Annotated in this window: 21 protein-coding genes; 7 read left to right on the top strand and 14 right to left on the bottom strand. The window is 68.6% G+C overall.

Annotation, left to right across the window (positions count from 1 at the left end; genetic code table 11):
• The first annotated feature begins 1 nt into the window (after nucleotide 1).
• Nucleotides 2-2,092 carry an MMPL family transporter gene (locus ACFYRU_RS10715; protein WP_387655798.1) on the top strand — a complete coding sequence of 697 codons (2,091 nt, stop codon included), beginning with the start codon at nucleotides 2-4 and terminating at the stop codon, nucleotides 2,090-2,092.
• Here the strand turns inward: ACFYRU_RS10715 and ACFYRU_RS10710 are convergent.
• Nucleotides 2,083-3,048 carry a DUF6528 family protein gene (locus ACFYRU_RS10710; protein ID WP_387655795.1) on the bottom strand — a complete coding sequence of 322 codons (966 nt, stop codon included), beginning with the start codon at nucleotides 3,046-3,048 and terminating at the stop codon, nucleotides 2,083-2,085. The genes ACFYRU_RS10715 and ACFYRU_RS10710 overlap by 10 nt on opposite strands.
• 235 nt (nucleotides 3,049-3,283) lie before the next feature.
• Between ACFYRU_RS10710 and ACFYRU_RS10705 the strand changes: the two genes are divergently transcribed.
• Nucleotides 3,284-3,478 (top strand): hypothetical protein, encoded by a 195-nt coding sequence (locus ACFYRU_RS10705; protein ID WP_387655792.1) that lies wholly within the window; start codon nucleotides 3,284-3,286, stop codon nucleotides 3,476-3,478.
• Between the two features lie 111 nt (nucleotides 3,479-3,589).
• On the opposite strand, the gene ACFYRU_RS10700 is transcribed toward ACFYRU_RS10705, so the two are convergent.
• The 9 genes from ACFYRU_RS10700 to ACFYRU_RS10660 all read right to left on the bottom strand — a co-directional run bounded on the left by ACFYRU_RS10700 (nucleotide 3,590) and on the right by ACFYRU_RS10660 (nucleotide 13,755).
• On the bottom strand, nucleotides 3,590-3,844 hold the full coding sequence (locus ACFYRU_RS10700) for a type II toxin-antitoxin system Phd/YefM family antitoxin (protein ID WP_387655789.1): 255 nt from the start codon (nucleotides 3,842-3,844) through the stop codon (nucleotides 3,590-3,592).
• A gap of 55 nt (nucleotides 3,845-3,899) precedes the next feature.
• Nucleotides 3,900-5,024 (bottom strand): N-acetylmuramoyl-L-alanine amidase, encoded by a 1,125-nt coding sequence (locus ACFYRU_RS10695; RefSeq protein WP_387655786.1) that lies wholly within the window; start codon nucleotides 5,022-5,024, stop codon nucleotides 3,900-3,902.
• Between the two features lie 35 nt (nucleotides 5,025-5,059).
• Nucleotides 5,060-5,389, bottom strand: coding sequence for a thioredoxin (trxA, locus tag ACFYRU_RS10690; protein ID WP_209696711.1), 330 nt, complete (start codon nucleotides 5,387-5,389; stop codon nucleotides 5,060-5,062).
• A gap of 32 nt (nucleotides 5,390-5,421) precedes the next feature.
• A complete protein-coding gene (gene trxB / locus ACFYRU_RS10685) occupies nucleotides 5,422-6,411 on the bottom strand; it encodes a thioredoxin-disulfide reductase (protein ID WP_387655783.1) in 990 nt (329 codons plus the stop codon).
• A 107-nt stretch (nucleotides 6,412-6,518) separates the two neighbouring features.
• Nucleotides 6,519-7,280 carry a hypothetical protein gene (locus tag ACFYRU_RS10680; RefSeq protein WP_387655780.1) on the bottom strand — a complete coding sequence of 254 codons (762 nt, stop codon included), beginning with the start codon at nucleotides 7,278-7,280 and terminating at the stop codon, nucleotides 6,519-6,521.
• Between the two features lie 114 nt (nucleotides 7,281-7,394).
• Nucleotides 7,395-8,099 (bottom strand): RNA polymerase sigma factor SigM, encoded by a 705-nt coding sequence (gene sigM / locus ACFYRU_RS10675; RefSeq protein ID WP_387655777.1) that lies wholly within the window; start codon nucleotides 8,097-8,099, stop codon nucleotides 7,395-7,397.
• Nucleotides 8,096-9,730, bottom strand: coding sequence for a protein kinase family protein (locus ACFYRU_RS10670; RefSeq protein ID WP_387655774.1), 1,635 nt, complete (start codon nucleotides 9,728-9,730; stop codon nucleotides 8,096-8,098). The genes sigM and ACFYRU_RS10670 overlap by 4 nt, the downstream gene beginning before the upstream one ends.
• Before the next feature lie 103 nt (nucleotides 9,731-9,833).
• Nucleotides 9,834-11,480, bottom strand: a complete 1,647-nt coding sequence (murJ, locus tag ACFYRU_RS10665) for a murein biosynthesis integral membrane protein MurJ (protein ID WP_387655771.1) — start codon at nucleotides 11,478-11,480, stop codon at nucleotides 9,834-9,836.
• On the bottom strand, nucleotides 11,473-13,755 hold the full coding sequence (locus ACFYRU_RS10660; protein ID WP_387655768.1) for a hypothetical protein: 2,283 nt from the start codon (nucleotides 13,753-13,755) through the stop codon (nucleotides 11,473-11,475). The genes murJ and ACFYRU_RS10660 overlap by 8 nt, the downstream gene beginning before the upstream one ends.
• A gap of 63 nt (nucleotides 13,756-13,818) precedes the next feature.
• On the opposite strand from ACFYRU_RS10660, the gene ACFYRU_RS10655 reads away from it, so the two are divergent.
• Nucleotides 13,819-15,240 (top strand): CCA tRNA nucleotidyltransferase, encoded by a 1,422-nt coding sequence (locus ACFYRU_RS10655; protein ID WP_387658083.1) that lies wholly within the window; start codon nucleotides 13,819-13,821, stop codon nucleotides 15,238-15,240.
• Here the strand turns inward: ACFYRU_RS10655 and ACFYRU_RS10650 are convergent.
• Nucleotides 15,237-15,998 (bottom strand): aminotransferase class IV, encoded by a 762-nt coding sequence (locus ACFYRU_RS10650; protein WP_387655766.1) that lies wholly within the window; start codon nucleotides 15,996-15,998, stop codon nucleotides 15,237-15,239. The genes ACFYRU_RS10655 and ACFYRU_RS10650 overlap by 4 nt on opposite strands.
• An 18-nt stretch (nucleotides 15,999-16,016) precedes the next feature.
• Here ACFYRU_RS10650 and ACFYRU_RS10645 point away from each other — a divergent pair, with 18 nt between their 5' ends.
• A complete protein-coding gene (locus ACFYRU_RS10645) occupies nucleotides 16,017-16,628 on the top strand; it encodes a hypothetical protein (RefSeq protein WP_387655764.1) in 612 nt (203 codons plus the stop codon).
• Here the strand turns inward: ACFYRU_RS10645 and ACFYRU_RS10640 are convergent.
• Entirely contained in the window at nucleotides 16,625-17,074 is a 450-nt protein-coding gene (locus ACFYRU_RS10640; RefSeq protein ID WP_387655761.1) for a GNAT family N-acetyltransferase, read from the bottom strand. The genes ACFYRU_RS10645 and ACFYRU_RS10640 overlap by 4 nt on opposite strands.
• A 68-nt stretch (nucleotides 17,075-17,142) precedes the next feature.
• Here ACFYRU_RS10640 and ACFYRU_RS10635 point away from each other — a divergent pair, with 68 nt between their 5' ends.
• Nucleotides 17,143-18,402: an amidase gene (locus tag ACFYRU_RS10635; protein WP_387655759.1), complete on the top strand. Its 1,260-nt coding sequence runs from the start codon at nucleotides 17,143-17,145 to the stop codon at nucleotides 18,400-18,402.
• Here the strand turns inward: ACFYRU_RS10635 and ACFYRU_RS10630 are convergent.
• A complete protein-coding gene (locus ACFYRU_RS10630) occupies nucleotides 18,393-20,288 on the bottom strand; it encodes a discoidin domain-containing protein (RefSeq protein WP_387655757.1) in 1,896 nt (631 codons plus the stop codon). The two genes, ACFYRU_RS10635 and ACFYRU_RS10630, sit on opposite strands and share 10 nt — an antisense overlap.
• Before the next feature lie 113 nt (nucleotides 20,289-20,401).
• Here ACFYRU_RS10630 and ACFYRU_RS10625 point away from each other — a divergent pair, with 113 nt between their 5' ends.
• Nucleotides 20,402-21,412, top strand: coding sequence for a LacI family DNA-binding transcriptional regulator (locus ACFYRU_RS10625; protein WP_387655754.1), 1,011 nt, complete (start codon nucleotides 20,402-20,404; stop codon nucleotides 21,410-21,412).
• A 46-nt stretch (nucleotides 21,413-21,458) separates the two neighbouring features.
• Entirely contained in the window at nucleotides 21,459-22,916 is a 1,458-nt protein-coding gene (locus tag ACFYRU_RS10620) for a M81 family metallopeptidase (protein WP_387655751.1), read from the top strand.
• A 3-nt stretch (nucleotides 22,917-22,919) separates the two neighbouring features.
• Here the strand turns inward: ACFYRU_RS10620 and ACFYRU_RS10615 are convergent, their stop codons facing one another.
• Nucleotides 22,920-23,507, bottom strand: coding sequence for a TetR/AcrR family transcriptional regulator (locus ACFYRU_RS10615; RefSeq protein ID WP_387655748.1), 588 nt, complete (start codon nucleotides 23,505-23,507; stop codon nucleotides 22,920-22,922).
• Between the last annotated feature and the right edge of the window lie 36 nt (nucleotides 23,508-23,543).

Genomic DNA, 23,543 nt, shown 5'->3' with positions numbered 1-23,543 from the left:
GATGACAGTGGACACCTCGATCCGACAGGTGACCCGGCCCGGCCTGCTGCACCGGGTGTCGGGCTGGGCGATGCGGCACGCGGGCCTGGCGCTGCTGCTCTGGGTGCTGGTCCTGGCCGCGGTCACCGGTGCGGCGGCAGTCGTCGGCGCCAACTACCGCAGCGACAACTCGCTCCCGGGCACCGACTCCCAGCGGGTGACGGACATCTTCCAGGCGCACCAGCCGAAGGGCGACACGGCGTCGGTACAGGTCGTGGTCAGAGCCGACGGCGGGCTGGACGCCGACAAGTCCCGGATCGCGTCGATGCTGGCCGTGGTACGGGAGCTTCCGCACGTGTCCGCGGTAGCGGAGCCGGCAATGTCGACAGATCGACGTACCGCCTACTCGACCGTGAGCCTGGACGTCGCGGCGCCGGACATGCCGGTGGACGACGTCCGGACGATCATCCATCGCGCCCAGGACTTCGCCCGGCCGGGATTCCAGGTCGAGGTCGGTGGAGATCTGGCCCGGAGCGCCGCGGACAGTTCGGGTGGTGCGTCCGAGGGCGCCGGGATCCTGGCCGCGCTGGTGATCCTCGTGTTCCTGTTCGGATCGTTGCTCGCGGCAACACTTCCGCTGCTGCCGGGGTTCGCGGTCGGCAGTACGGTTGGGTTGCTGATGCTCGCGTCGCACCTGTTCAAGGTGCCGGAGTACACGACGCCGGTGATGATGCTGGTTGGGCTCGGTGTCGGTATCGACTACGCGTTGCTGATCTTCTCGCGGTACCGGCACGAGTTGCTCAAGGGCACAGCCGATCCGAAGGTCGTTGCCCTGGACACCGCCGGCCGTTCGGTGATGTTCGCCGGCTGCACGGTCGTGATCGCGTTGCTCGGCCTGCTGGCGTTGGGGCTCGGATCGCTGCAGGGCATCGCGTTGGGCGTGACGATGACCGTACTGATGACGATGCTCGCCGCGGTCACGTTGCTACCGTCCTTGCTCACGCTGTTCGGCAAGCGGATCGAGCGCAGCGTACGTAAGCACGCGGCGAAGCAGCGCCGTACCCCGGGCGACGGCTGGCGGAAGTTGGCCGCCGTCGTGCAGCGCGCGCCGTGGATACCGCTGGTACTCGGCGTCATCGCGTTGATCGCGTTGTCGTTGCCGGCCTTGGGGATGCGGCTCGGGTTCGCGGACGCGGGCACCGACGACCCGGCGAAGACGAGCCGGAAGGCGTACGACCTGTTGGCGGACGGCTTCGGGCCGGGGTTCAACGGTCCGCTGGTGATCGTGTCGGAGGGGAACGGACAGTCGCTCGGGCCGACGTTGACGAAGGATCCCGACATCGCTGCGGTGACGCCGCCACAGTTGACGCCGGACGGCAAGATCGCGACGGTCCTCGTGTTTCCGAAATCCGCGCCGCAGGACGCCGCGACCAGCGACCTGGTCCAGCGGTTGCGCAAGGACACGTTGCCGAAACTCGAAGGTACGTACCTGGTCGGCGGATCGACGGCGGCCGCGGACGACTTCGCGGCGGCGGTGAGCAAGCGGCTGCCGATCTTCGTACTGGTTGTCGTCGGGTTGTCGGCGCTGCTCTTGATGGCGGTGTTCCGGTCCGTGCTGATCCCGTTGAAGGCCGCCGTACTCAACCTGCTCAGCATCGGCGCTTCGCTCGGCGTGATCACGCTGGTCTTCCAGCAGGGCTGGTTCGGCGCGCAGGCGGGGCCGATCGAGGCGTTCGTACCGGTGATGATCTTCGCGATCGTGTTCGGGTTGTCGATGGACTACGAGGTGTTCCTGGTGTCCCGGATCCACGAGGAGTGGCGGCGTACGAAGGATGCCCGGGCCGCGGTGCGCGAAGGCCTCGCGACCACGGGCAGCGTGATCACAGCGGCGGCCGCCATCATGATCGTGGTGTTCGGTGCGTTCCTGCTGAGCCCGGACCGGATGCTGAAGCAGTTCGGTCTGGGGCTGGCCACCGCAGTACTGCTCGACGCATTGCTGATCCGCTGCGTGATCGTGCCGGCGGTACTGCGGCTGTTCGGCGAGCGGGCATGGTGGCTACCGCGCGGCCTGGATCGGGTACTGCCGAAGCTCAAGCTCGAGGATCACTCGTAGCGGGAACTCCAGACGCGGGCCTTGTAGATCTCCGATCCGGTCAAGGTCCGCGTCGCCGCCGGTACGGCGAAGGTCACGGTGTCGGTGCACCACGACGTACGGCAACCGGCCTTGGGTATGGTCCGGACCTGCTGCGCGTTCGGCATGCTGCTGACGCTCTTGACGCCGGCCTCGTCGAACGTCGCGACGACGGACTTCGCGGACTTGCTGACCTGGTAGACCTTCGAACCGGTCGACACCCAGAGCCGGTCGTGGTTGTCCAGCATCGGCGTCAGGTCGTGGCCGCCGCCGGTCGGCAGCGTGATGACCACGGGATTGGCGTTGATCACAGGATTCGCGGCAGTACCGGAGATCGTCAGGCCGACCAACTGATCGCCGCCGAGGACCCACAACAGCTGGTTCGTCGGATCCCACTGCACACCATGTGCATCAGGCAACGGGTAGCTGACGTAGCTACTCGATGAGGAGCCTTGGGATGCCGTGTAGATCCGGATGAAGCCACCGGCGCTCGCGGCGACCGCGACGTTCCCGTTCGGCAAGAGCTCGACGCTGTGCGGGTTGTTGGCCGCGCCAACGTTGACGCCCCACAGCTTGTTACCGGCCGGATAACCGATGAGTGCGGCGAGTCCCCGCGAGTCGGCGACCACCGCCACGTACGCGCCGGCCGAGTTCATCCGCAGTTTCACATCACTGGGCAGACCCCACGCCGACGTCAGGCCGGTGAAGCCGTTCGACGTCGTCGGGGACCAGGTCCACTTGAGAGCGGCGGCCGTGTTCCAGTCGGCCACAGTTGGATCGAGCAACCGGATACGAGCATCAGGCAGGCTGTCGTAGTTCTGGTCGGTGACCGCGACCAGGCGGCCTTCTTCGGCCGCCGGGTCAACTGAAGCGGCGGCCGGAAGGGAAGGAGTCAAGAGCGCGGCCAGGAGACCGATACTGCCGAGCAGACGGATCATCGCTACCCCCAGGTTGGCGTGTGCCACCTAGGGTAATTAATTGCACAACGGCTCGCCAGATTGAAAATTATTACCCAAATGGGAAGGAATAACTACACCGCCAACTGCCCGACGCGTCGTCGGGCCTGTTCGTATCGAATGCCGCCAATCCCAACGACTTCCATGCACCGAGAAGGCGCTTGTCTCCGGACGCGACGACGAGATCGGCGTCCTCCAACAGTTCAGCGGACGCGCAGTGGCCGGCGTCGTACCCACGCAGCGCGAGCAGGTCCGCGAGTTCGGCCGCGCGGCCGGCCAGTGTCTCGTCGACCTCGGCGATCTCGACCTGCGGCCAGAGTTCGTCCAGCAGCCGTCGGCACGACGAATACGCCTGGTCGTCGAGGCGAGCCGCGCGATGCGCCTGCACAAGGCGGCCGCGGTCCCCACATAGGTTAGGCGGCTCGAGACCACGGCGTCGGCGTCGTCCCAGAACCGGCGACAGCCGCACTGCTCGGCTCGCGAACCAGCAGCGGCACGAATGCCGACGTATCGAGATAGCCGATCACCGGCGCTGCTCGTCGATGAGTTCGCTGACCAGGCCCTCGGTACGAATCGGGTCAGGTGCCGGCTGCTTCCTTCGAGCCGCCGATTGCACGCGCCCCTCGGCACGAAGTCGCTCCAGCCGCGTCGGTTGTCCGACAGGCACGATGCGGGCGACTGGCTGTCCGTGGTCTGTGACAGTCACCGTGTGTCCGGAGCGGACCTCCGCCAAATGGCGACTGAGGTTGTCGCGGAGTTCCCGGATGCCAACGTCCACGCCAGGCTCCTTCAGGTGGCTACTTTTCCTGACTTGACTGTAGCCACTCTGCCTCCTACACGGTCAGCTGGCCGAAGCGGAGCATGCCGGTGGCGGCGTCCTGTTCCGGTGGCAGGTACACGCGCTGGATCGCGACCACGATCGCCTCCGCGATCACGTCCCGGAACGCCGGGTCGGCAAGGCGGGCCGAGTCGTGCGGGTTGGTCACGTACCCGATCTCGAGCCGCACGGCCGGCATCTTGGTCCGCCGCAGCAGGTCCCACGTCTTCGCGTGCGTACGGCAGTCGAGCAGGTCCGTACGCGCGACGATCTCGCGCTGCACCAGCCCGGCGAACTGCTCGCCGACACTCGACGAAGCACCGTGCAGGTCGTTGCCGTAGAAGTACGTCGCGACGCCCTGCGCGTCCGGGTTCATCGAACCGTCCGCGTGCAGCGATACGCACAGGTTCGCGTCCGTCTCGTTCGCGAACGCCGCGCGGGCCAGCTCGTCCGGGCCCTGGTCGCGACCGCGGGACAGGTACGCGCGAACACCGGTGGCGCCGAGGCGGCCCTCGATCCGGGCGGCCAGGTCGTACGCGATGTCCGACTCGCGCAGGCCGTAGCCCTCCCAGCCGTAGTCGAAGCCGCCGTGGCCCGGGTCGATCACCACGGTCTTGCCGGACAACCGCGGCCCGGCGGCGCGGACGGCCTCGCGGGCGCGCAGCGCGTCCGGACGACCGCCGGTCGCCATCGGGCGAATCCGCTGCAGTGCCTTGAACGTCGACGGACCGCACGTGCCGTCGGCCGGCAGACCCATGTTCCGCTGGAACTCGGTCACCGCGCGCTGGGTGTCGGCGCCGAAGATCCCGTCGATCCGCGCCACCGCGAACCCGAGCTCCTGCAGTTTCGCCTGCAGGCTCAGCACGTCGTCACCGCTCAGCGGATGCGTCGGGACGAACGTCAGCAGCCGGTCGCCCAGCCGCCACCGGGCATCGTCGATCGCCCGGTACGTCTGCGGGCCGACGATGCCGTCGATCATCAGCCCGCGTTGCTGCTGGAAGCCCCGGACAGCGTGTGCGGTCGCCTCGTCGTAGACGTCGTGACCGCCGTGCAGCAGTCCGAGTCTTTGCAGTTTGCCGACGATCTCTGCGACCGCCTCACCGCTGTCGCCGATGCGGTACACGCCGTGCGGGGAATCCATCAGGGTCTAACTCCTTGCCGGTGTGGCGGGGTAACTCAGGCAGTGAAGTCTGCGAGCTCCTTCAGCAGCGCCGCCTTCGGCTTGGCGCCGACGATGGACTTCGCGAGCTCACCGTTCACATAGACGTTGATGGTAGGGATACCGGTGACCCTGTAGTTGCTCGGGGTGACCGGGTTCTCGTCCACGTTCATCTTCAGGAACGTGATCTTGTCGCCGTGGTCCTGGTTCAGCTCCTCCAGGATCGGGGACACCTGGCGGCACGGGCCACACCACTCGGCCCAGAAGTCGACCAGTACCGGCTTGTCGCTCTTCAGTACGGTCTGGTCGAACTCGGCGTCGGTGACGGCGTTCATCTTCTCGCCCACGGGCGTATCTCCTTCAGAGTGATGTGAGGGGTTCAGACAGAGACAGGCTGGGTCTTGGCCGCGGCCGTGGCCGCCGCGGAGGCGTCCTCCAGCGCAGTCAGGTAGCGCTCGGCGTCCAGTGCGGCGGCACACCCGGTGCCGGCCGCCGTGATCGCCTGCCGGTAGGTGTGGTCCACCAGGTCACCGGCTGCGAACACGCCCGGGAGGTTGGTCGCGGTGCTGTTCGGCTTGACCAGCACGTAGCCCTCCTCGTCCAGGTCGACCTGGCCCTTGACCAGCTCGGAGCGCGGGTCGTGGCCGATCGCGATGAACAGGCCGGTGGCCGGCAGGTCGCGGGTCTCGCCGGTGACGGTGTCCTTCAGCGTCAGGTGGCTGAGCTTGTCCTCGCCGTGGATCTTGTCGACCGCGGAGTTCCACTGGAACTCCAGCTTGTCGTTGGCGAACGCCCGGTCGGCCATGATCTTCGAGGCGCGCAGCTCGTCGCGGCGGTGCACCAGGTGCACCTTCTTCGCGAACTTGGTCAGGAAGGTGGCCTCCTCGACGGCGGAGTCGCCACCGCCGACGACCGCGATCTCCTGGTCGCGGAAGAAGAAGCCGTCACACGTCGCACACCAGGACACCCCGTGCCCGGACATCCGGTCCTCGTCGGCCAAGCCGAGCTTGCGGTAGCCGGAGCCCATCGCCAGGATGACGGCCTTCGCGCGGTGCTCGGTACCGGCCGAGTCCGTGACCACCTTGATGTCGCCGGTCAGGTCGACCTTGATCACGTCGTCCGGCACCAGCTCGGCACCGAACCGCTCGGCCTGGGTACGCATCTCGTCCATCAGCGCCGGGCCCATGATGCCCTGCGAGAAGCCGGGGAAGTTCTCCACCTCGGTGGTGTTCATCAGCGCGCCACCCGCGGTGACGGAGCCTTCGAACACCAACGGCTCCAGCGCCGCGCGTGCGGCGTACACGGCGGCGGTGTAACCGGCCGGACCCGAGCCGACGATGATGACGTTGCGAACTGTGGAGTCGCTCATTCAGGCGTTCCTCGTGTCGTCGAGACAGTGACGTCGTACTCAACGGATCCTAGAGGCCGACCATTCCCACGGTACCCATCGACAGCCCGCTGTACCGCATTGCAGTACTAGCGGTTGCTGAGCGTCACCGTGGTGTCGTAGAACGACGTTCCGACGCCGCCCGGACTACTACATCCGGTGACCGCGAACACCTGGATCTGACTCGCTGTCGCGCCCTGCAGCCCGATGATCGTGGACCGCTTGCCGTCCACCTTCGCGGGCTGGACGAGCCGGACGCTCGAGTTCGACACCCCGGCCGCGAACGCCCGGGCGCAGGACTGTTCCTCGCTCGACCCGTGCAGGATCGCGCTCGGGGTGTGGTCCAGCCAGCGCTTGATCGACGAGCTGATGTCCTTGCTGCTGATCGTCACTGTGTCGGCCGGAGGGGTGTTCGTGTCGGTGGACGCGGCGCCCTCGTTCGCCTGGTTCCGGGTGGCGAACACGACGCCGACGCCGAGCGCGGCGATCAGCACCACGCCGGCGGCCGCACCGAGCAGCTTCGGCAGGTGCCGGCGCGGCTCCTCGCGGAGCTGGGCCAGCGAGTGGACGCCGACGGTGGACGCGCGCAGCACCGACTCGGACACGATCACCGCGTCCAGGTGCTCCGCGACGTCGGCCGGCATCGGGATGTCGCTGCGGCCCTCCTCGGCCAGGTCCTCGGTCAACTGCAGGAGGGCGTCGTACGTCTGCTGGCACTCCGGGCATGCCTTCACATGCTCACGAGCGCGATGCGCCTCGGGGGCAGGCAGCAGGTTCTCGATCAGGTCGGCGATCGTGTCCGTGTCCAGGTGCTCGAGGTGCTCACTGGTCGGCAGACCGGGATCGGTCATCGGGGGCTCGCCTCCTCACGGGAGGTGCGCGGCGTGTTCATAGGAAACTCCGGGTCGAAGACATCGGCGTCCGGTCGCCAGAGGCAGGCGACTTCGCTTCGACGGTGTACCCACTCATTCGGTTCCCACTGCTTCCGCGGCGGACTCTTGTCTGGACGTTTGCCAATGCCTCAGCAACGGGAGCAGCTTCGCGCGGCCCCGCGCGCAGCGGGACTTGACCGTTCCAGGAGCGCAGTCCAGGATCGCGGCCGCCTCCTCGATCGAGTACCCCTCCATGTCGACCAGGACCAGCGCGGCCCGCTGGTCCTCGTTGATCTGCTTCAGGGCGTTCAGTACGTCCATCCGCCGCTCACGGACCTCGGCAGGGTCGTCCTCGGCCGGGCCGGCCAGCTCGGCGGCGCGGTCCTCGTCCTCCGGCAGCGGGTCGGCCGCGCGCACCTGCCGGCGGCGGATCCGGTCCAGACACGCGTTCACCACGATCCGGTGCAGCCAGGTGGTCACCTTCGCGTCGCCGCGGAACGAGTCCGCCCGGCGGAACGCCGAGATGAACGCCTCCTGCAGCGCGTCGGCCGCCTCCTCGGGCTCGCCGAGGGTACGGATCGCGACCGCCCACATCCGGTCCCGGTGGCGCTTGACCAGGAACCCGAACGAGTCCGGGTTGCCGGCCACGTGCATCCGGAGCAGCTCGTGGTCGTCCAACTGGTCGAAGCTGGTCGGCTGGGCATGCTCCGCGCCGCCCTGCGCGACCGGTTCGTCCACGCCGATGCGCGGGACGTCCGGACGGGGCGGCGGATTGCCCGAGTCGACGTGAGCGGTCATTTCTGGATCGTGACCTCCGAGATGATGCCCTGGTAGCCGTCAGACACCTTCGGCAGCTTGGTCAGCCACACCAGCACGTACTGCGTCTGGGTCCCGGCCGGGAGGGTCACGTTCACCGTACCCTCGGGCTGGTCCTCCTTGGTCGCGACCGGCTTCCAGCCGCTGAGCTCGGACGGCGGCGAGGTGGTGTCGCCGCTCGGGATCATGATCTGCAGGCTGGTGTCGTTGCCGACCAGCGCGACCGCGACGCTCGACACCGGGGTCTTGGCGCCGAGGTTGTAGTAGATGCCAACACCCGGCTTCAGGCCACCGAGAGTCGGCTTGTTCTTGTAGGACTGTGTCTTCCACGTCGTCGACGGATCGCCGTCGTAGGTGTTCTTGACGTCCTTCGGGTGCTCGACGTTGTCGCCGTCGGGGTCGAAGTCCTTGGCGGAGGCGATCGTCGCCTTGCCACCGGTGGTGGACGGCGTCGTACTCGTCTGCGGCGGGGCGCTGGTCTTCGTACCACCGTTGTCGCCGTTGCCCTGGTCCTTGTTCATCGCGCCCTTGAGCAGGAACTGCGCCATCGCGATCACCGACAGCAGGGCCAGGATCGCGAGCAGGATCAGGATCCGGCCGCCCCACGAGCCCTTCTGCTTCGGCTCGTCGCGGCGCCGGCCGTTCCCGTTCGGCGGGTTCGGCTGGCGGCGGACCGGACGGGTGTCGGTCGACGGTTCGTACGCCGGCTGCGGCGGGCGGTACCCGTTTTGTTCGTGTGGGTCGAGCGCCGGCGGGGGTGCCTGTGGGACCACCTGGGTGGCGTCGTCGATGCTGCCGTTCTGGCTGGCGACCTGGACGGTCTCGTCCATCTGGTTCGGCGGCTCGTGCGAGCTGCCGACGACTCCGGACAGCGCCGCGGACAGGCCGGCCGCGCTGGTGATCGGCGGGGCGTGGTGCCGCGGCGGGTCGCCGAGCAGCCGGTCGCTGATGTCGTCCAGCGACCGGGGTACGCCGGCGCGCACCTGGCGCGGGCTCAACAGCCGGCCGTGCTCGACCGGGGCGGGCTGGAGGCCCCAGGCCGGCGCCGGACCGGGCCAGCGGCCGGTCAGCGACGCGAAGAGCAGCTCACCGAGGGAGTGGACGTCCTCCTCCGGCGAACCCGCACCGGACGAGCGCAGCGCCGCCTCGGTCGCGACGCCGACGACCTTGATCGCCCCGGCGTCGGTGACCACCACGGTCGCCGGGCTGATCGCGCCGTGCGCGTACCCGGTGCGGTGCAGGTTCTCGAGGGCCTCGGAGACCTCACGAGCCAGCCAGCCGGCCTGCTGCCCGGTGAGCGGGCCGCTGCCGAGCATCCGCTCCAGCGACCGCCCGCCTGCCCACTCGCGGACGCAGTACGTCACGCCGTCGTGCATGTCGCAGTCGAGCACCCGCAGGAAGCGCGGATCGTTCGCCGCGGCGGCCCGGCGGGCGGCGTCGAAGAGCAGGTTGGTCCGCGGGTCGCCGACCGGCAGTACGTCGACGACGACCGCCCGGCTCAGCACCTCGTCGACGGCCCGCCAGACCCGGGCACCGTCGATCTCCGCGAGCAACTCGGCGATCCGGTACCGTCCGGCCAGCAGGGCACCAGGACTCACGGTCTGGTTCGACACGGTGTCTCTCGCCCTCCTTGAAGCCCCAGCGGCCTGATCGCACGGACCATGTTAGTGCCCCACTGACCCGGCAGGTGGTGCACTAACGCACAAGCGGTCCGGGTCAGCGCCGGATCGGCAGCTTCGATGTGACCATGGACACCACATCGTTCACCTCGTGGATACGAAGTACCCGCGACACCGCGGCGTACACCGGCAGCATCACGATCGCCGCGACCGCGAGTTCGAGGATCGCGCCGAGCGGTCCGGACCAGTCGATCGCCAGGCTCAGGATCCACAGCACGACCTTTCCGGCGCCGGCTCCGGCGACCGCGGCGATCACCATCGCGAGCAGCGGCAGCCCGATCCCGGCCCCCGGTACCCGCGGTACCTTCCGGCGCAGGACCGGCCGGGAGAGCAGTACGGCGACCAGGTACGCCAGCGCGTACGCCGCACCGAGGACGACGCCGCTGAACCGCAGGTGTGCCTGATCGAGCAGCACCCGCACGCCGATCACCGCGGCCGCGATGTTCGTCGCCGCGATCACGCACTGCAGGAAGAACGGCGTCCGGGTGTCCTCGAAGGCGTAGAAGGTCCGCAGCTGGAAGTACTGGATGGTGAACGGCACGATCCCGAGCGCGAGCGTCATCAGCGTGTACGACATCAGCGTCAGGTTGTTCTTACCGGAGCCGTAGCCGGCGATCAGCGTCACGATCGGGTACGCGAACGCGATCATCGCGGCCGCAGCCGGTACCACGATCGCCAGCGTCTGCCGGATCGATCTGGCCGACATCCGGCCGACCTCGGCCGTGTCGCCGTCGGCCGCCAGCGCGGACATCTGCGGCAGCGCGGCCGTCGCCAGCGACACCGTGACGATGCCGTGCGGCACCAGGATGATCAGCATCGCCGTGCTGTACGCGAACAGACCGGCCTTCGCGCCCGGGTCGCCGGAGGCGCTACCCGCGATCGCGAGCTGCGTGACGACGACCAGCGTCACCTGGTTCACCGCGACGAACAGAACGGTCCAGATGCCGAGCTTGGCCGTGTGACCGAGCCCGGTCCCACGGAGGCCGAACTTCATCCGGTACCGGTGGCCGCTGGCCCGCAGGTACGGCAGCAGCACGAGCAGCTGTACCGCGATCCCGAGCGTGTGCCCGAGGCCGAGCAGCAGTTCCTCGCCGTGGCTGTAGGTCGGAGGCGTGTCGCCGACTCGGTAGATGACCAGGAAGACGATGATCGACGCGCACGCGACGATGTTGTTCGCGATCGGCGCCCACATCATCGGGCCGAACCGGCGGCGCGCGTTCAGCACCTGGCCGACCAGGACGAACGCGCCGTAGAAGAAGATCTGCGGCAGGCAGAGCCGGACGAACATCACCATCGACGCCCGTTCGGACGCCCGCGACGGATCGTGCAGCTCCTTCGGCAGGTACAGCTCGGCGATCGCCGGCGCCAGCAGTACGCAGCCCACCGTCACGATCGCGAGGACGACGAACCCGAACGTCAGCACCCGGTTGGTGAAGTCCTGACCGCCGTCGTCGTGGTTCTTGATCGCCCGGACCAGCTGCGGGACCAGCACCGTGTTGAACACACCGCCGGCCAGCAGGATGTAGAGGCTGTTCGGGATGGTGTTGGCGGCGGTGAAGATGTCGCCGCGCAGCGCAGTGCCGATGGCGGCCGCGAGCAGGGCGATCCGGATGAATCCGAGCAGGCGGGACAGCACCGTTCCGGCTGCCATCACCGCCGCGGAGCGCAGGGTGCGGTCAGCCATCCTTCGAACCGACTCCTTCTTTCAGGGACGTCCCCGACGTGTCCTCGGGTACGTCCTTCGCCGCGTGGCGGCCGTGGGCGGGGGTTTCTTCGTCGGAACCGGCAGCTTCGGAACCGGCAGCTTCCGGGCCGGCGACCGCGGCCGGGTTGCGGCGCTCGATCCGGATCCGCCGGTAGATCCGGACGAACGACGTACCGAACAGCAGCGCGCAGGCGGCGCCGACCAGGATCCAGCCGACGCTGCCGTACTGGCTGGCCTGGATCAGGATCTCCTGGGACTTGCCGACCGGCTCACCGGCCGCGTTCACTACCTGGGCCTTGGCGCGGATCAGACCATTCTGTTGCGCGCTGGCGTTGATCCGCGGAGTCCACTTCCCCCGCGGTGGGAGGACGACGGTCTGGACGGGTGCGATCTTCAGGTCGGTCCGGTTCACCGACGTGACCACGACGCCGACCCGGACGGACCACTCCGTGTCGTTGACGATCGTGAGCGGGAAGGTGCCCTTGCTGCCGGCCAGGTTGACCTTGATCTCCTTGCGCAGCCCGCGATCCACGTTCGAGTTGTACAGCCGCACCTTGCCGAGCTGCTGACTCGCCGAACCCAGCTCGATCGTGGTGAAGTACTGCGCCTCGTCCGGGTGGCCGTTCCAGGCCGACGAGGCGGACCGGAGCAGCGCCTGGGACATCACTTCAGGCAGCTGGTTCGGGTCGACGAGCAGTTCCTGCATCGTCGCGGTCGCGCCGGCGAGCCGCCTGATGCTGGTGATCTGGGACTCGGACAGTACGCCGTTCGTCTTCGGTGCCGTCGGCGCCTTGGTGGACTGCGGCCGCGGGGTGGCCGCGACGATCGTGCTGAGGTCGGCCGGCTTGATCCACGGCAGCGACAGGTTGCCCGCGAGCGCGGCGGTCGCGGTGCCCTCCGGGTCCCAGCCGCGCGGCGGTACCGCGACAACTGACGCGGTGTTCGTTCCGGCGGCTGCGATCAACGCGGTCACCGCCGCGAACCGCTGGCGAACCTGGAGTGCGCTGTCCGCGGTCTCCGGATCGGGGCCGCCTTCGGTGAGCGCGGAATCCGCGATCACGGTCCGTACTGTGTGATCGGGGCTTTCCGGTGTGAGTACGTCGTACACCGGGGTGCTGGTGAGGACCGGCCGGGTGCGTGCGGTCCAGGAGGAACTGCTGACCAGATTGAGGTCGTCGGGGGTGGCGCCGGCGAACCCGCTGGACGCGGCGCCCAGGTACCGGCTCGCGGCCGCGCCGCCCTCGAGCCAGAGCCCGTTGGTGAAGCTCGGAGCCTGCTCGCCGCCGGTCCGCTCGGTCCGCACCCGGGCCTCGGCGACGAGATCCTTCAGCGGGTCGCCCGCGTCCAGCAGACCGGCCACGTCCGGGTCGGCGTACGGCAGCAGTACGACCTGGTCGCCGCGCGCCCGGCTCGCGTCGAACTCCTTCAGCCAGGCGGCAGCGATCGCCTGGCCGGTACCGGGCTTGGTCTGGCCGTTCTGGCCGAGGATCACGTAGCCCTTCGACAGTTGCCGGACCTCGTCCAGCATCGCCGGGTCGACCAGCCAGGTGACCTTGCGCTGCCTGCCCAGGGCAAGCAGCCGGCCGAGCGAACCCTTCGCGTCCAGCGCCTGCGCGAGCGACTCGTTCGCGAAGTTCCGGCCGCCGAGCTGGGTCGGCCGGTGCCGCAGCGGTACGACGAGCGCGGTGTTCACCTGCCGCCGCAGCGGCTCCTTGCCGACCACCGGCATCAGGATCCGGGCCCGGCCGGCCATCACCCGGCCGCTGTCCGGCGGGTCGCCGCGGAACGTGACGCCGACGACGTACACGCCGGTGTGGTCGGAGATACCCCATTCCTTCCACGGCACCGTCAACGAGAAGGTCACGGTCTGCTTCGGCGCCAGCGGCTGGTCGAACGGCTGGAAGGTCTGGCTGTCGTTGGTCAGGTTCCGGCAGCTGTCCCGGTTGTCCATCGGGAGGTTCTGCTCGGTCGGGATCGCGTCCAGGGCCGAGGTGCTGGACAGCCGGGTCCGGTCGATGCACGCCAGCGCCTGCGGGAGGTTGAAGGTGACCGAGCTGGTGTTCGTCACCCGGCCCTTGATCACCACCTGCTCACCCGGCTTCGGCGCGACCGGGCCGAACTGGTCGATCGTCACCTGGACGGCCGGTTCGTCGCTCGGTGCGGAACTGGCCGGAGCGGCTGAAGTCGCTGCCGAAGCAGCAACCAACAGGCTGGCCCCGAGCACCGCCGGGAGCCTCAGTCGCCGTCTGAACACGCCGTCACCGTAACCTAGTTCCCCGTGTCACCCTTTGCCGACCAGTCAGCCTCCGCCGGATCGTTGTCCGGCGTCCAGCGGCGCGCCGTCCAGGCGCTGCTGGAACTCGCTCCCGTGGTGGACGAACTGGGCTCCCGGTTCGCCGCCGCCGGCCACGAGATCGCCCTGGTCGGCGGTCCTGTCCGGGACATTCTGCTCGGCCGGGGGAGCAAGGATCTGGACTTCACCACGTCAGCGCACCCGGACGTGATCGAGCGGTTGCTGTCCGGCTGGGCGGACCATGTCTGGGACATCGGCAAGGCGTTCGGCACCATCGGTTGTCGCAAGGGCGAGTGGGTTCTGGAAGTCACGACGTACAGGACGGAAACCTACGATCCCACCTCGCGCAAACCGGAGGTGGCCTACGGCGACAGCCTGGAGGGCGACCTGGCCCGCCGGGACTTCGCGATGAACGCGATGGCGGTCCGGCTGCCGTCGCGGCAGTTCGTCGACCCGTACGGCGGCGTCGAGGACGTCGCGCACCGGCGGATCCGTACGCCCGGTACGCCGGAGGACTCGTTCAGTGACGACCCGCTGCGGATGATGCGCGCGGCCCGGTTCGCCGCACAGCTCGAGTTCACGCCGGACCCGGCCGTGGTGCAGGCGATGACGGCGATGGCCGACCGGATCACGATCGTGTCCGCCGAGCGGGTCCGCGACGAGCTGGAGAAGCTGATCTGCGCGGATCACCCGCGGATCGGGCTCGACCTGCTGGTCAGCACCGGACTGGCCGAGCACGTACTGCCCGAACTGCCGGCGCTGATGCTCGAGAAGGACGAGCACCACCGGCACAAGGATGTGTACCAGCACTCGCTCACCGTCCTCGACCAGGCCATCGATCTGGAATCCCGCCTGTCTGTTCCGACGCCCGATTTCGTCGTTCGGTTCGCCGCGTTGATCCACGACATCGGGAAACCGAAGACGCGGAAGTTCGAGGACGGCGGGAAGGTGACCTTCCACCACCACGACGTCCAGGGCGCGAAGATGGCGCGCAAGCGGATGAAGGCGCTGCGGTTCAGCAACGAACAGATCGACCAGGTCAGCAAGCTGATCGAACTCCACCTGCGCTTCCACGGGTACGGAGACGGCGAGTGGACCGACTCCGCTGTCCGCCGCTACGTCCGCGACGCCGGCGACCAGCTCGAACGCCTGCACGTACTGACCCGCGCCGACTGCACCACCCGGAACCGGCGCAAGGCCGAGTCCCTGCGTGCGGCGTACGACGACCTGGAGGCCCGCATCGCCCGCCTCCAGGAGCAGGAGGAGCTGGACGCCCTCCGCCCCGACCTGGACGGCAACCAGATCATGCAGATCCTCGGCATCCCCCCGGGCCGCGAGGTCGGCGAGGCCTACAAGTTCCTGATGAACCTCCGCCTCGACGAAGGCCCCCTCGGCGAGACCCGCGCCCGCGAAGCCCTCCTGAACTGGTGGTCCGAGCGCCTCTAGACCGCCTGCGGCGGCTGACTCGCGTACGCCTTGGCGATTGTGTGGGCTGACTCGGCGTGGGGTTGGTAGGTGACCTCGTTGATCGAGGCGATCGGTAGAGCTGCGTCGATCGAGTTGGTGAGGTAGGCGGCGTCGTAGGTGGTCAGGTCGGTGAGGTGGATCGGTTCGGTGGTGTAGGTCGGTAGGGCTCGTTGGAGGGTTTGCTGACGGATGCCTTTGAGGATCGGGGCACTCGGGAAGAACAGGTGCGGGCCGCGGGCGAAGCAGATGTTCCAGGTGGAGGCTTCGGAGATGTGGCCGGTGGGGGTGTGGAAGAGGGCGTCGTCGTAGCCGTCGGCCTTCGCCTTGCGGTCGTAGTAGGTGAGGTCGAAGGTGCCGGTGTGCTTGAGGTGCGGGACGGCTCGTTCGTGTTGGTAGGTCCGCAGACGGACCGGGCCGGTCGCGGGAGGGACGGGTGGGCCGACGCGGGTCAGCAGGTGGAGTTGGTCGGTGGCGAACACGTTGACGCGGATCGACAGGTCACCAGATCGGGCGTGATCGAGGGCGGCCCGGAGTTCGGCGCGGATGCGCGGTTCCGGGAGCGGCTGGTCGAAGACTTCGCGGGTGCTGCGGTCGAGGCGGTCGAAGTGTAGGTCGAGGCCGTCGACGTGGCCGGCGCGGACCTGCATCGACGTGAAGTGCCCGAAACTGCTTGCGCGCAGCAACATCGGGTCGACCGCCTGCAACAGGGTGCCGTCGAGAAGTAAGAAGTCGCTCACACGCTCTAGTCTCCAGGTGTGGACGTATGGAGTGTCATCGGGTGGGCCGGGTCCGCGCTGGTCGTGTGGTCGTTGCTGCAGACGCGGATCCTGCGGCTGCGCGTGCTGAACCTGATCGGCTGCGTGATCCTGGTCGCGTTCAACGCAGTCGTCGGCGTCTGGCCGATGGTCGGGATGAACGCGGTACTGGCGGTCATCAACGTCGTGCACCTGTGGCGGTTGCTCCGGCACCGGCACGACGAGGCGGAGTACCAGGTGCTGCAGGTGGGCGCCGGCGACGCGTACCTCGGGTTCGTCCTCGAGCGGCACCAGAAGGACATCAGCCGGTTCAACCCGGGCTTCAGGTCCGGTACGAGCCCGTACGCGTTCCTCGTCCAGCACGGTGACCGGACCGTCGGCGTGGTCCTCGCGCACGACGCCGGCGCGGGGCGGGCGCAGATCGACCTCGACTACGTGGTTCCGAAGTACCGCGACTTCACTCCCGGCGAGTTCGTGTACCGGCGCAGCGACGTGTTCACCGACAAGGGGTTCCGGCAGGTGATCGCCCCGCCCCGGATGCGCGAGTCCACGCCGTACCTGCGCAACCTCGGCTTCGAACGCGACGGCGCCGACCTGGTGCTCAATCTCTAGAGTTGCTTGGCGAAACAGCGCGAGACGACCTCGGTCTCGAACGGCGGGTACGGCGGCGTCGGGCGGTAGCCGTGGTTCGTGTAGAGCGCGATCGCCTCGACCTGCTTCGTACCGGTCTCCAGCCGGAGGTTGGTGAGACCAACGGATCGGGCCTGTGTCTCGACCGCCTCCAGCAGCAGCCGCGACAGTCCCCACCCGCGCGCGGACGGGGCGACGTACATCCGTTTGATCTCCCCGAGACCGGGCGCGACCGTTTGCAGGCCGACGCAGCCGACCGGCGTGCCGTCGAGTGCGAGCACCGTGAACGCGATGTCCGGGTGCAGCGCGACGAGCGGCTGGTCCGCGCCGTACATCGCGGCGAGCTCTGCCTGTTGCGCCGTGGTCAGAGCCAGCACGTCGGGGTCCGTCGGCGGCGCGGTGCGCAGTTCCACTCCCTCGATCACCATGCCATCGGACGGTAGCAACTTGGCATGACGCTGCTGTTTCCGTTTCCTCTCCGTGGTCTGATGTGCGAGTGAGGACACTGCAGGAGATCGCCTCCGGAGTGCGCGACGGGTCGCTGGATCCGGTCGCTCTGGTCGAGGAAGCGTTGGCGCGGACCGCGGACGCCGCCGACCTGAACGCCGTCGTACACCTGGACGTGGACGGCGCCCGGAAGGCCGCGACTTCCCATGACCGGACTGGTGCGCTCGCGGGCGTACCGGTCTTGGTGAAGGAGATCATCGAGGTCGAAGGCCTGCCGTACCGCTGCGGCTCCGCGTCGATGGACGGTGTCGGTCGGCACGACGCGGAGATCGTACGGCGGTTGCGCGCGGCCGGTGCGATCGTCATCGGGCTGTCGCACACGCACGAGTTCGCGTACGGCTGCACCGGTACGTCGAACCGCGTCGGCCCGTGCCGCAACCCGCACGACCCGGCCCGGATGACCGGCGGCTCGAGCTCCGGCTCGGCAGCCGCCGTCGCGGCTGGGATCGTCCCGCTGGCGATCGGTACCGACACCGCCGGCTCGGTCCGAATCCCAGCGGCCCTCTGCGGAGTCGTCGGCTTCAAGCCGACCTACAACACCCTCCCAACAGACCGCGTCTTCCCCCTGTCCCAATCCCTGGACCACGTAGGCCTCCTCACCAGAACCGCCACCGACGCCGCGTACGCCCTAGCGGCCCTCACCGAAACAACGCCCGCCCCCGTCACCACGCCCGCCCCCGTCACCACCCCCCGCCTAGGCATAGTCACCAACCCGGAATACCTCCAACTCAGTTCTGGGGTAAGCAGCGCATGGTCGGCTGCAGTACGAACCCTCGAAGCAATCGAGGTGCAGTTGCCGGATTGGGAGTACACCTTCACCACAGCAGCCAACCTCCAAGGCCCCGAAGCAGCCGCCAACCACGCGACCCGCTCCCACGACCGCTACCAACCCGACGTACAGCAGCGCCTCCGTGAGGCCGCCCAGGTCCAGCCGGCCGACTACGAGCGAGCGAAGCAACAAGCAGAGGTCATCAGGGCCGAGGTCGATGCCGTACTCGGACAGGTCGACGCCGTACTCATGCCGACCGTCCTCACCACCGCACCGCTCCTCGAGGCAGCGGCAACAGCCGACGGCGGGCTGGAGGTCCGCAGGCAGTTGATGAACAACACCCGCCTGGCGAACCTCACCCGCCATCCGGCCGTCAGCCTGCCGATCCCGGCCGACGGTCTCCCGGTCGGCCTGCAGATCATTGCCAAGAGCAACGAGCGGGCCGCCGCGGTCGCGTGCTGGCTGGAAGCTCAGCGATAGACCCGTACGTCCGCCAGGCTCCACCAGTTGCCGGCGCTCCCGGTCTGCGTGATCCGGATGTACCGAGCGTGCGCCGGACGGATATCCACAGTCGTGAGTTGTGCTGTGGACGAACCCGTCGCCACGGTCTGCCACGCCGAGCCGTCGTTGCTCAACGCAACCTGATACTCGTGCGCGAAGTCGCCGGTGTTCCCGCCGCTGTCCAGCGCGACCTGCTTGACGGTCTGCGCCTTCCCGAGGTCGAGCTGCACCCACTGACCTGGCGTCTGCGCGGCCTTGCTCTGCCACACAGTCGAACCGTCCTGATCGATCAGTCGCCCCGCGTCCGCGGCGTTGTCGCTGGTGGTCGCAGCCCGTGCCGACAGCTCCTGCAGTACGTCCGCGGCCAGCCGCCCCCACGTGAAGGTCGCGATCGCGCCGCCCGGTACGTCGTACTCGAAGGTCTTGTCCCCGACGGCCACCGCGAAGCTCCGCGGGTCGTCGTTCTCGTTGTGCACAACCAGAACCGTCGTACCGTCCGGGTTGCGGAACGCCGCCGACATCAGCTGCCCGTTCCACCCGGTCGTCCCGTACGACGTACTCCCGATCCGCACCGCCCCCGGCTGCACGAACTTCGACAGGTGGCCGATCGTGTAGTACTCCGCGTCGGTGGTGACGCTCCCGTCCGGCTGCAGCGTGACGAGCCCGGTGCAGGTATCGCAGCCGCCGAGGTGCGGGCCGCCGGTCGAGTCGAGTGCGAGGTTCCAGTTGACGACCGACTTCGCCCAGTTCCGGGTCGCACCGAGCATCAGGGTCCGCGCGTGCCAGGTGAGCGTGCCGCGGAAGATCTGTGGCGGGGTGTCGTTCGGGCCGTGCGAGCCGGAGCACTCGGTGAACCAGATCCCCTTCGACGGGAGCGCCTTGTGCAGGTCGGTCTGCTTCGACGGATCGCCGGAGTAGCAGTGGTACGCCGTACCCGCGATCCACTTCGCCGCGGACGTCTGCAGGAGCTTGTACGGGTAGTCCGTCTCCGGGTCCTCGCCGGGCGGGGTGGACGCGATGTCGCCGGGGTGCGTGGTCCAGTTGTGGTCGTACCCGAGGATCTTCGTGCGCGGGCTGACCTTCTGGAGCAGCGGTCCGAGGGCGGTGATGACCGCTGCCTCCTGCCGGACGGGCAGGTCCGTACCGGGGTAGGCGCTGGGTTTGCGGTTCTGCGGCTCGTTCTGGATCGAGAGGAAGTCGACCGGTACGCCGGCCTTCGCGTACGCCTGGACGAACTTCACCAGGTAGCGCGCGTACGCGTCGTACACCTTCGGGTCGTCCTGCAACCGGCCGCCGACGAGCGAGTCGCCGGTCTTCATCCACGCCGGCGGGCTCCACGGGGTCGCCATCACCTTGAGCTGTGGATTGAGCTGCTTGGCGCGACGGAGCAAGGGGAGTACCTGCTGTTCGTCGTGCGCGACGCTGAAGTGCTCGAGGCCGAAGTCGGTCTGGCCGGCCGGTACGTCGTCGTACGTGTAGTGCTCACTCGCCGCGGTGAAGTCGGACGAGCCGACGGGCTGCCGCAGAAAGCTGACGCCGATCCCTTGGCGGGGGTCGAACAGCTTGCGCAGCGTCTGCTCGCGATCGGGCGGGCTGAGCCGGTACAGGACGGCGGCCGACGAGTCGGTGATCGAGGCACCGAAGCCGTCCATCGTCTGGTACGTCGTCCGCGGGTCGACCGTGATCGTGGTCCGATCGCTCGTGCCGTCACGGAACGAGACCGGCGCGCGCTCGTGCAACAGCTCGGCGCGATCGGGCGTGGTGACCCAGACGCGAACCTGGGTCGTCGGGGGATGGGCCTGGGCCGGACCGGTGAGGGACGCCGCCGCGAGAGCAAGGGCGACGCCGAAGGCTGGTGTTCTCATCGCACTCCTCGGGGATGAAACAAACGGCCTCAGGAAACGTCTGCGGCTGAGCACTGTCAAGGTCTGGCGGCGGTGAACTAGAGTGCGGAGCGTGAAACAAGAGGATGTAACAAATGCCAGCTAGGGCAACCGTTCGGGATGTCGCGAACGCGACCGGGGTCTCGATCGCGACCGTGTCCCGGGTGCTGAACCAGGCCGGCAGCGTGGCGCCGGAGACCCGACGGCTGGTCGAGCAGGCGATCGAGGACCTCGGGCTGCGCGCCCCGGCACCCCGTGGCGGTACGGCGAAGCCGGTGGAAGGCGCTGTCTACGTACGGTGCCCGTACGTGCTCACCGACTACTTCGGCCTGATCGTGTCGTCGATCGCCGAGACGCTCGGGCAGCACGGCCGGCAGGTCGTCCTGAACGCGGGTGAGGCGGCGGCCCACGATCCCGTACTGACCCGCCTCGGTTCCCGCCGGGACATCGGCGGCGCGATCCTGATCCTGCCGCCGGAACCGAGCGAGGACCTGGTCCGGCTGAGTTCGCGCCGCTTCCCGTTCGTCGTGGTCGACCCGCGGACGACGCTCCCGCGCGACATCCCGTCGGTCTCCGCCGCGCACCACTCCGGCGCGCGGCAGGTGACCGCCCACCTGACCGCGCTCGGGCACCGGCGGATCGGCGTGATCGCCGGGCCGCGCGAATGGCTCGCCGCCGACGCCCGCCTCAGCGGCCACTCGGCCGCGCTCGCCGACGCGGGCTTCCTGCCGGATCCGTCCCTCGTACGGCACGACCAGCCCACGACACAGCACGGCTATCGAGCCGCCCGCGAACTCCTCGCCCTCGACCCGCGGCCCACCGCACTCGTCGCCTTCAACGACAAGGCCGCGATCGGAGCCCTGCAGGCCGCCGCCGAAGCCGGCCTCAACGTCCCCGGCGACCTCTCGATCACCGGCTTCGACGACCTCGACCTCTCCCGCGCGACCACACCACAACTGACAACGGTCCGCCAACCCCTCCAGGAAATGGGCCGGATGGCCGTGAGCCTTCTGATCCGCCTCCTGGAACGCCAACCCGTGGACGCCCGGCACGTGGAACTGGCGGTCGACCTCGTCGTCCGCGGATCCACAGGTGTCCACAACTGAGCGGTAGGCGGTGCGCGAAACGGCTTGGATGTGGCAGGTTTTGATCATGAACCTTCGGATCGGGATTGCCGGGATCGCCATCGAGTCCAGCACGTTCTCGCCGCACCGGGCCGGGCTGGCGGACTTCGACGTACGGCGGGGAGCCCACCTGCTCGAGCGGTACGACGACTTCCTCGGCAAGGACTGGGCGCAGGGCATCGAGTGGGTACCGCTGCTGCATGCCCGCTCATTGCCCGGCGGTGCGGTGCAGCCGGAGGTGTACGACGACCTGTCCGCGGAGATCGTCACCCGGCTGAAGGACGCCGGCGAGCTGGACGGGTTCTTCTTCGACATCCACGGCGCGATGAGTGTCGTCGGACGGCAGGACGCGGAGGCCGACCTCGCGACGCGGATCCGCGACGTGCTCGGTCCCGACGTACTCGTGTCCGCCTCGATGGACCTGCACGGGAACGTGTCGCGGGAGCTCGGTACGGCGGTCGATCTGATCACCTGCTACCGGATGGCGCCGCACGAGGACGCCCTGGAAAGCCGCGAGCGTGCGCTGCGGAACCTGGTGGAGCGCCTGCGGTCCGGGCTGGGGAAGCCGGGCAAGGCATGGATCCAGGTACCGGTGTTGCTGCCCGGCGAGAAGACGTCGACGCGACTCGAGCCGGCCAAGTCGATCTACGCGCGCGTGGCCGAGATCGCGGACGAGCCCGGTGTGCTGGATGCGGCCGTCTGGGTCGGGTACGCGTGGGCCGACGAGCCGCGTTGCCGGGCCGCTGTCGTCGTCACCGGGGACGACGCGGAGCTGATCACCGCGCGGGCGGAGGAGTTGGCGAAGTCGTACTGGGACGCCCGCGACGGATTCGAATTCGTGGCGCCGACGGGGACGTTGGAGGAGTGTGTGGCGGCCGGTCTCGCCTCGACCGCCCGGCCGTTCCTGATCAGCGACTCCGGCGACAACCCGACCGCCGGCGGTGCGGGCGACGTCTCGTGGACCTTGGGCGAGCTGTTGAAGGTCGAGGACCTGACCTCCGGTAAGGCGACGGCCATCCACGCCAGCATCACCGATCCGGACGCCGTCGCGGCTTGTGTCGCGGCCGGCGTCGGCAACCAGGTGTCCGTCACCGCGGGTGGGAAGGTCGATTCCGGCCCGTCCGGTCCGGTGGCTCTGTCCGGCACCGTCTTCTCGATCTCCGAGGACCCGGTCGGTGGCACGGTCGCGGTCGTCAAGGCCGGCGGCCTCCACTCGATCCTCACGACCCGCCGCAAGCCGTACCACCACCTCGCCGACTTCACCCTGCTCGGCCTGGACCCGGCCGCCACCGACCTCGTCATCGTCAAGATCGGCTACCTGGAACCCGAGCTCTACAACCTCGCCGCCGACTGGCTCCTGGCACTGACCCCCGGCGGCGTAGACCAAGACCTCCTCCGCCTCGGCCACCACGGCGTACTCCGCCCCCTGTTCCCCTTCGACCCGGACATGCAGACCCCGGATCTCGCTCCTGAGCTGCTGCCCTAGGGGCTACAGCTTCCGTAGCATCTGGAGGGCCTCGATGGCGTGGTCGACGATGTGGTCGGCCGGGTACGGGCGGTCCTCTTCGAGTAGGCCGGACCACTCGATGGCCAGGTCCTCGGTGTACGAGAGCCACGCGTGGATCCGGAGGTACTCCGCGCACTTCGGGTCGTCGGCCACTTCGGGTACGCCGAGGTAGGTGAGGATCCGCTTGGTCAGGCCCGCGCGCGTCTCGTCGTACACCTCAACGGCGAAGTCGTCGCCGCCGGCTGCGCCGCGGACGAACGAGATGTACGCGGTCCGCCGGCGCGCGATGAACGCGACGAACTGGGTCAGCATCTCGTGCAGCTGCTGCTCCGGCGGAAGCAGGTCGTCCGGCTTGGTGACCCGGAGCAGGCGGCGGCCGGCCGCGGCGATGACCGCGACGTAGTAGTCCCGCTTGCTCGGGAAGTAGTGGAACAGCAGCCCGCGGGAGATCCCGGCCTCGGCGGCGATCGCGTCGATGGACAGCTCATGGATCGGTTTGTCGCGAAGCATCATCAGGCCGATCTTGACCAGTTGCTTCTTGCGGTCGTCCGCTGTCAGACGGTGTTCCATCTATTGAGCATTGCTTAGAGGCTGAGCTACGGTCAA

It is taken from the genome of Kribbella sp. NPDC004536, assembly GCF_042873835.1.
GTDB lineage: Bacteria > Actinomycetota > Actinomycetes > Propionibacteriales > Kribbellaceae > Kribbella.
The sequence above is the reverse complement of the archived record's forward strand: the minus strand, read 5'-3'. Positions and strand labels throughout refer to the sequence as shown.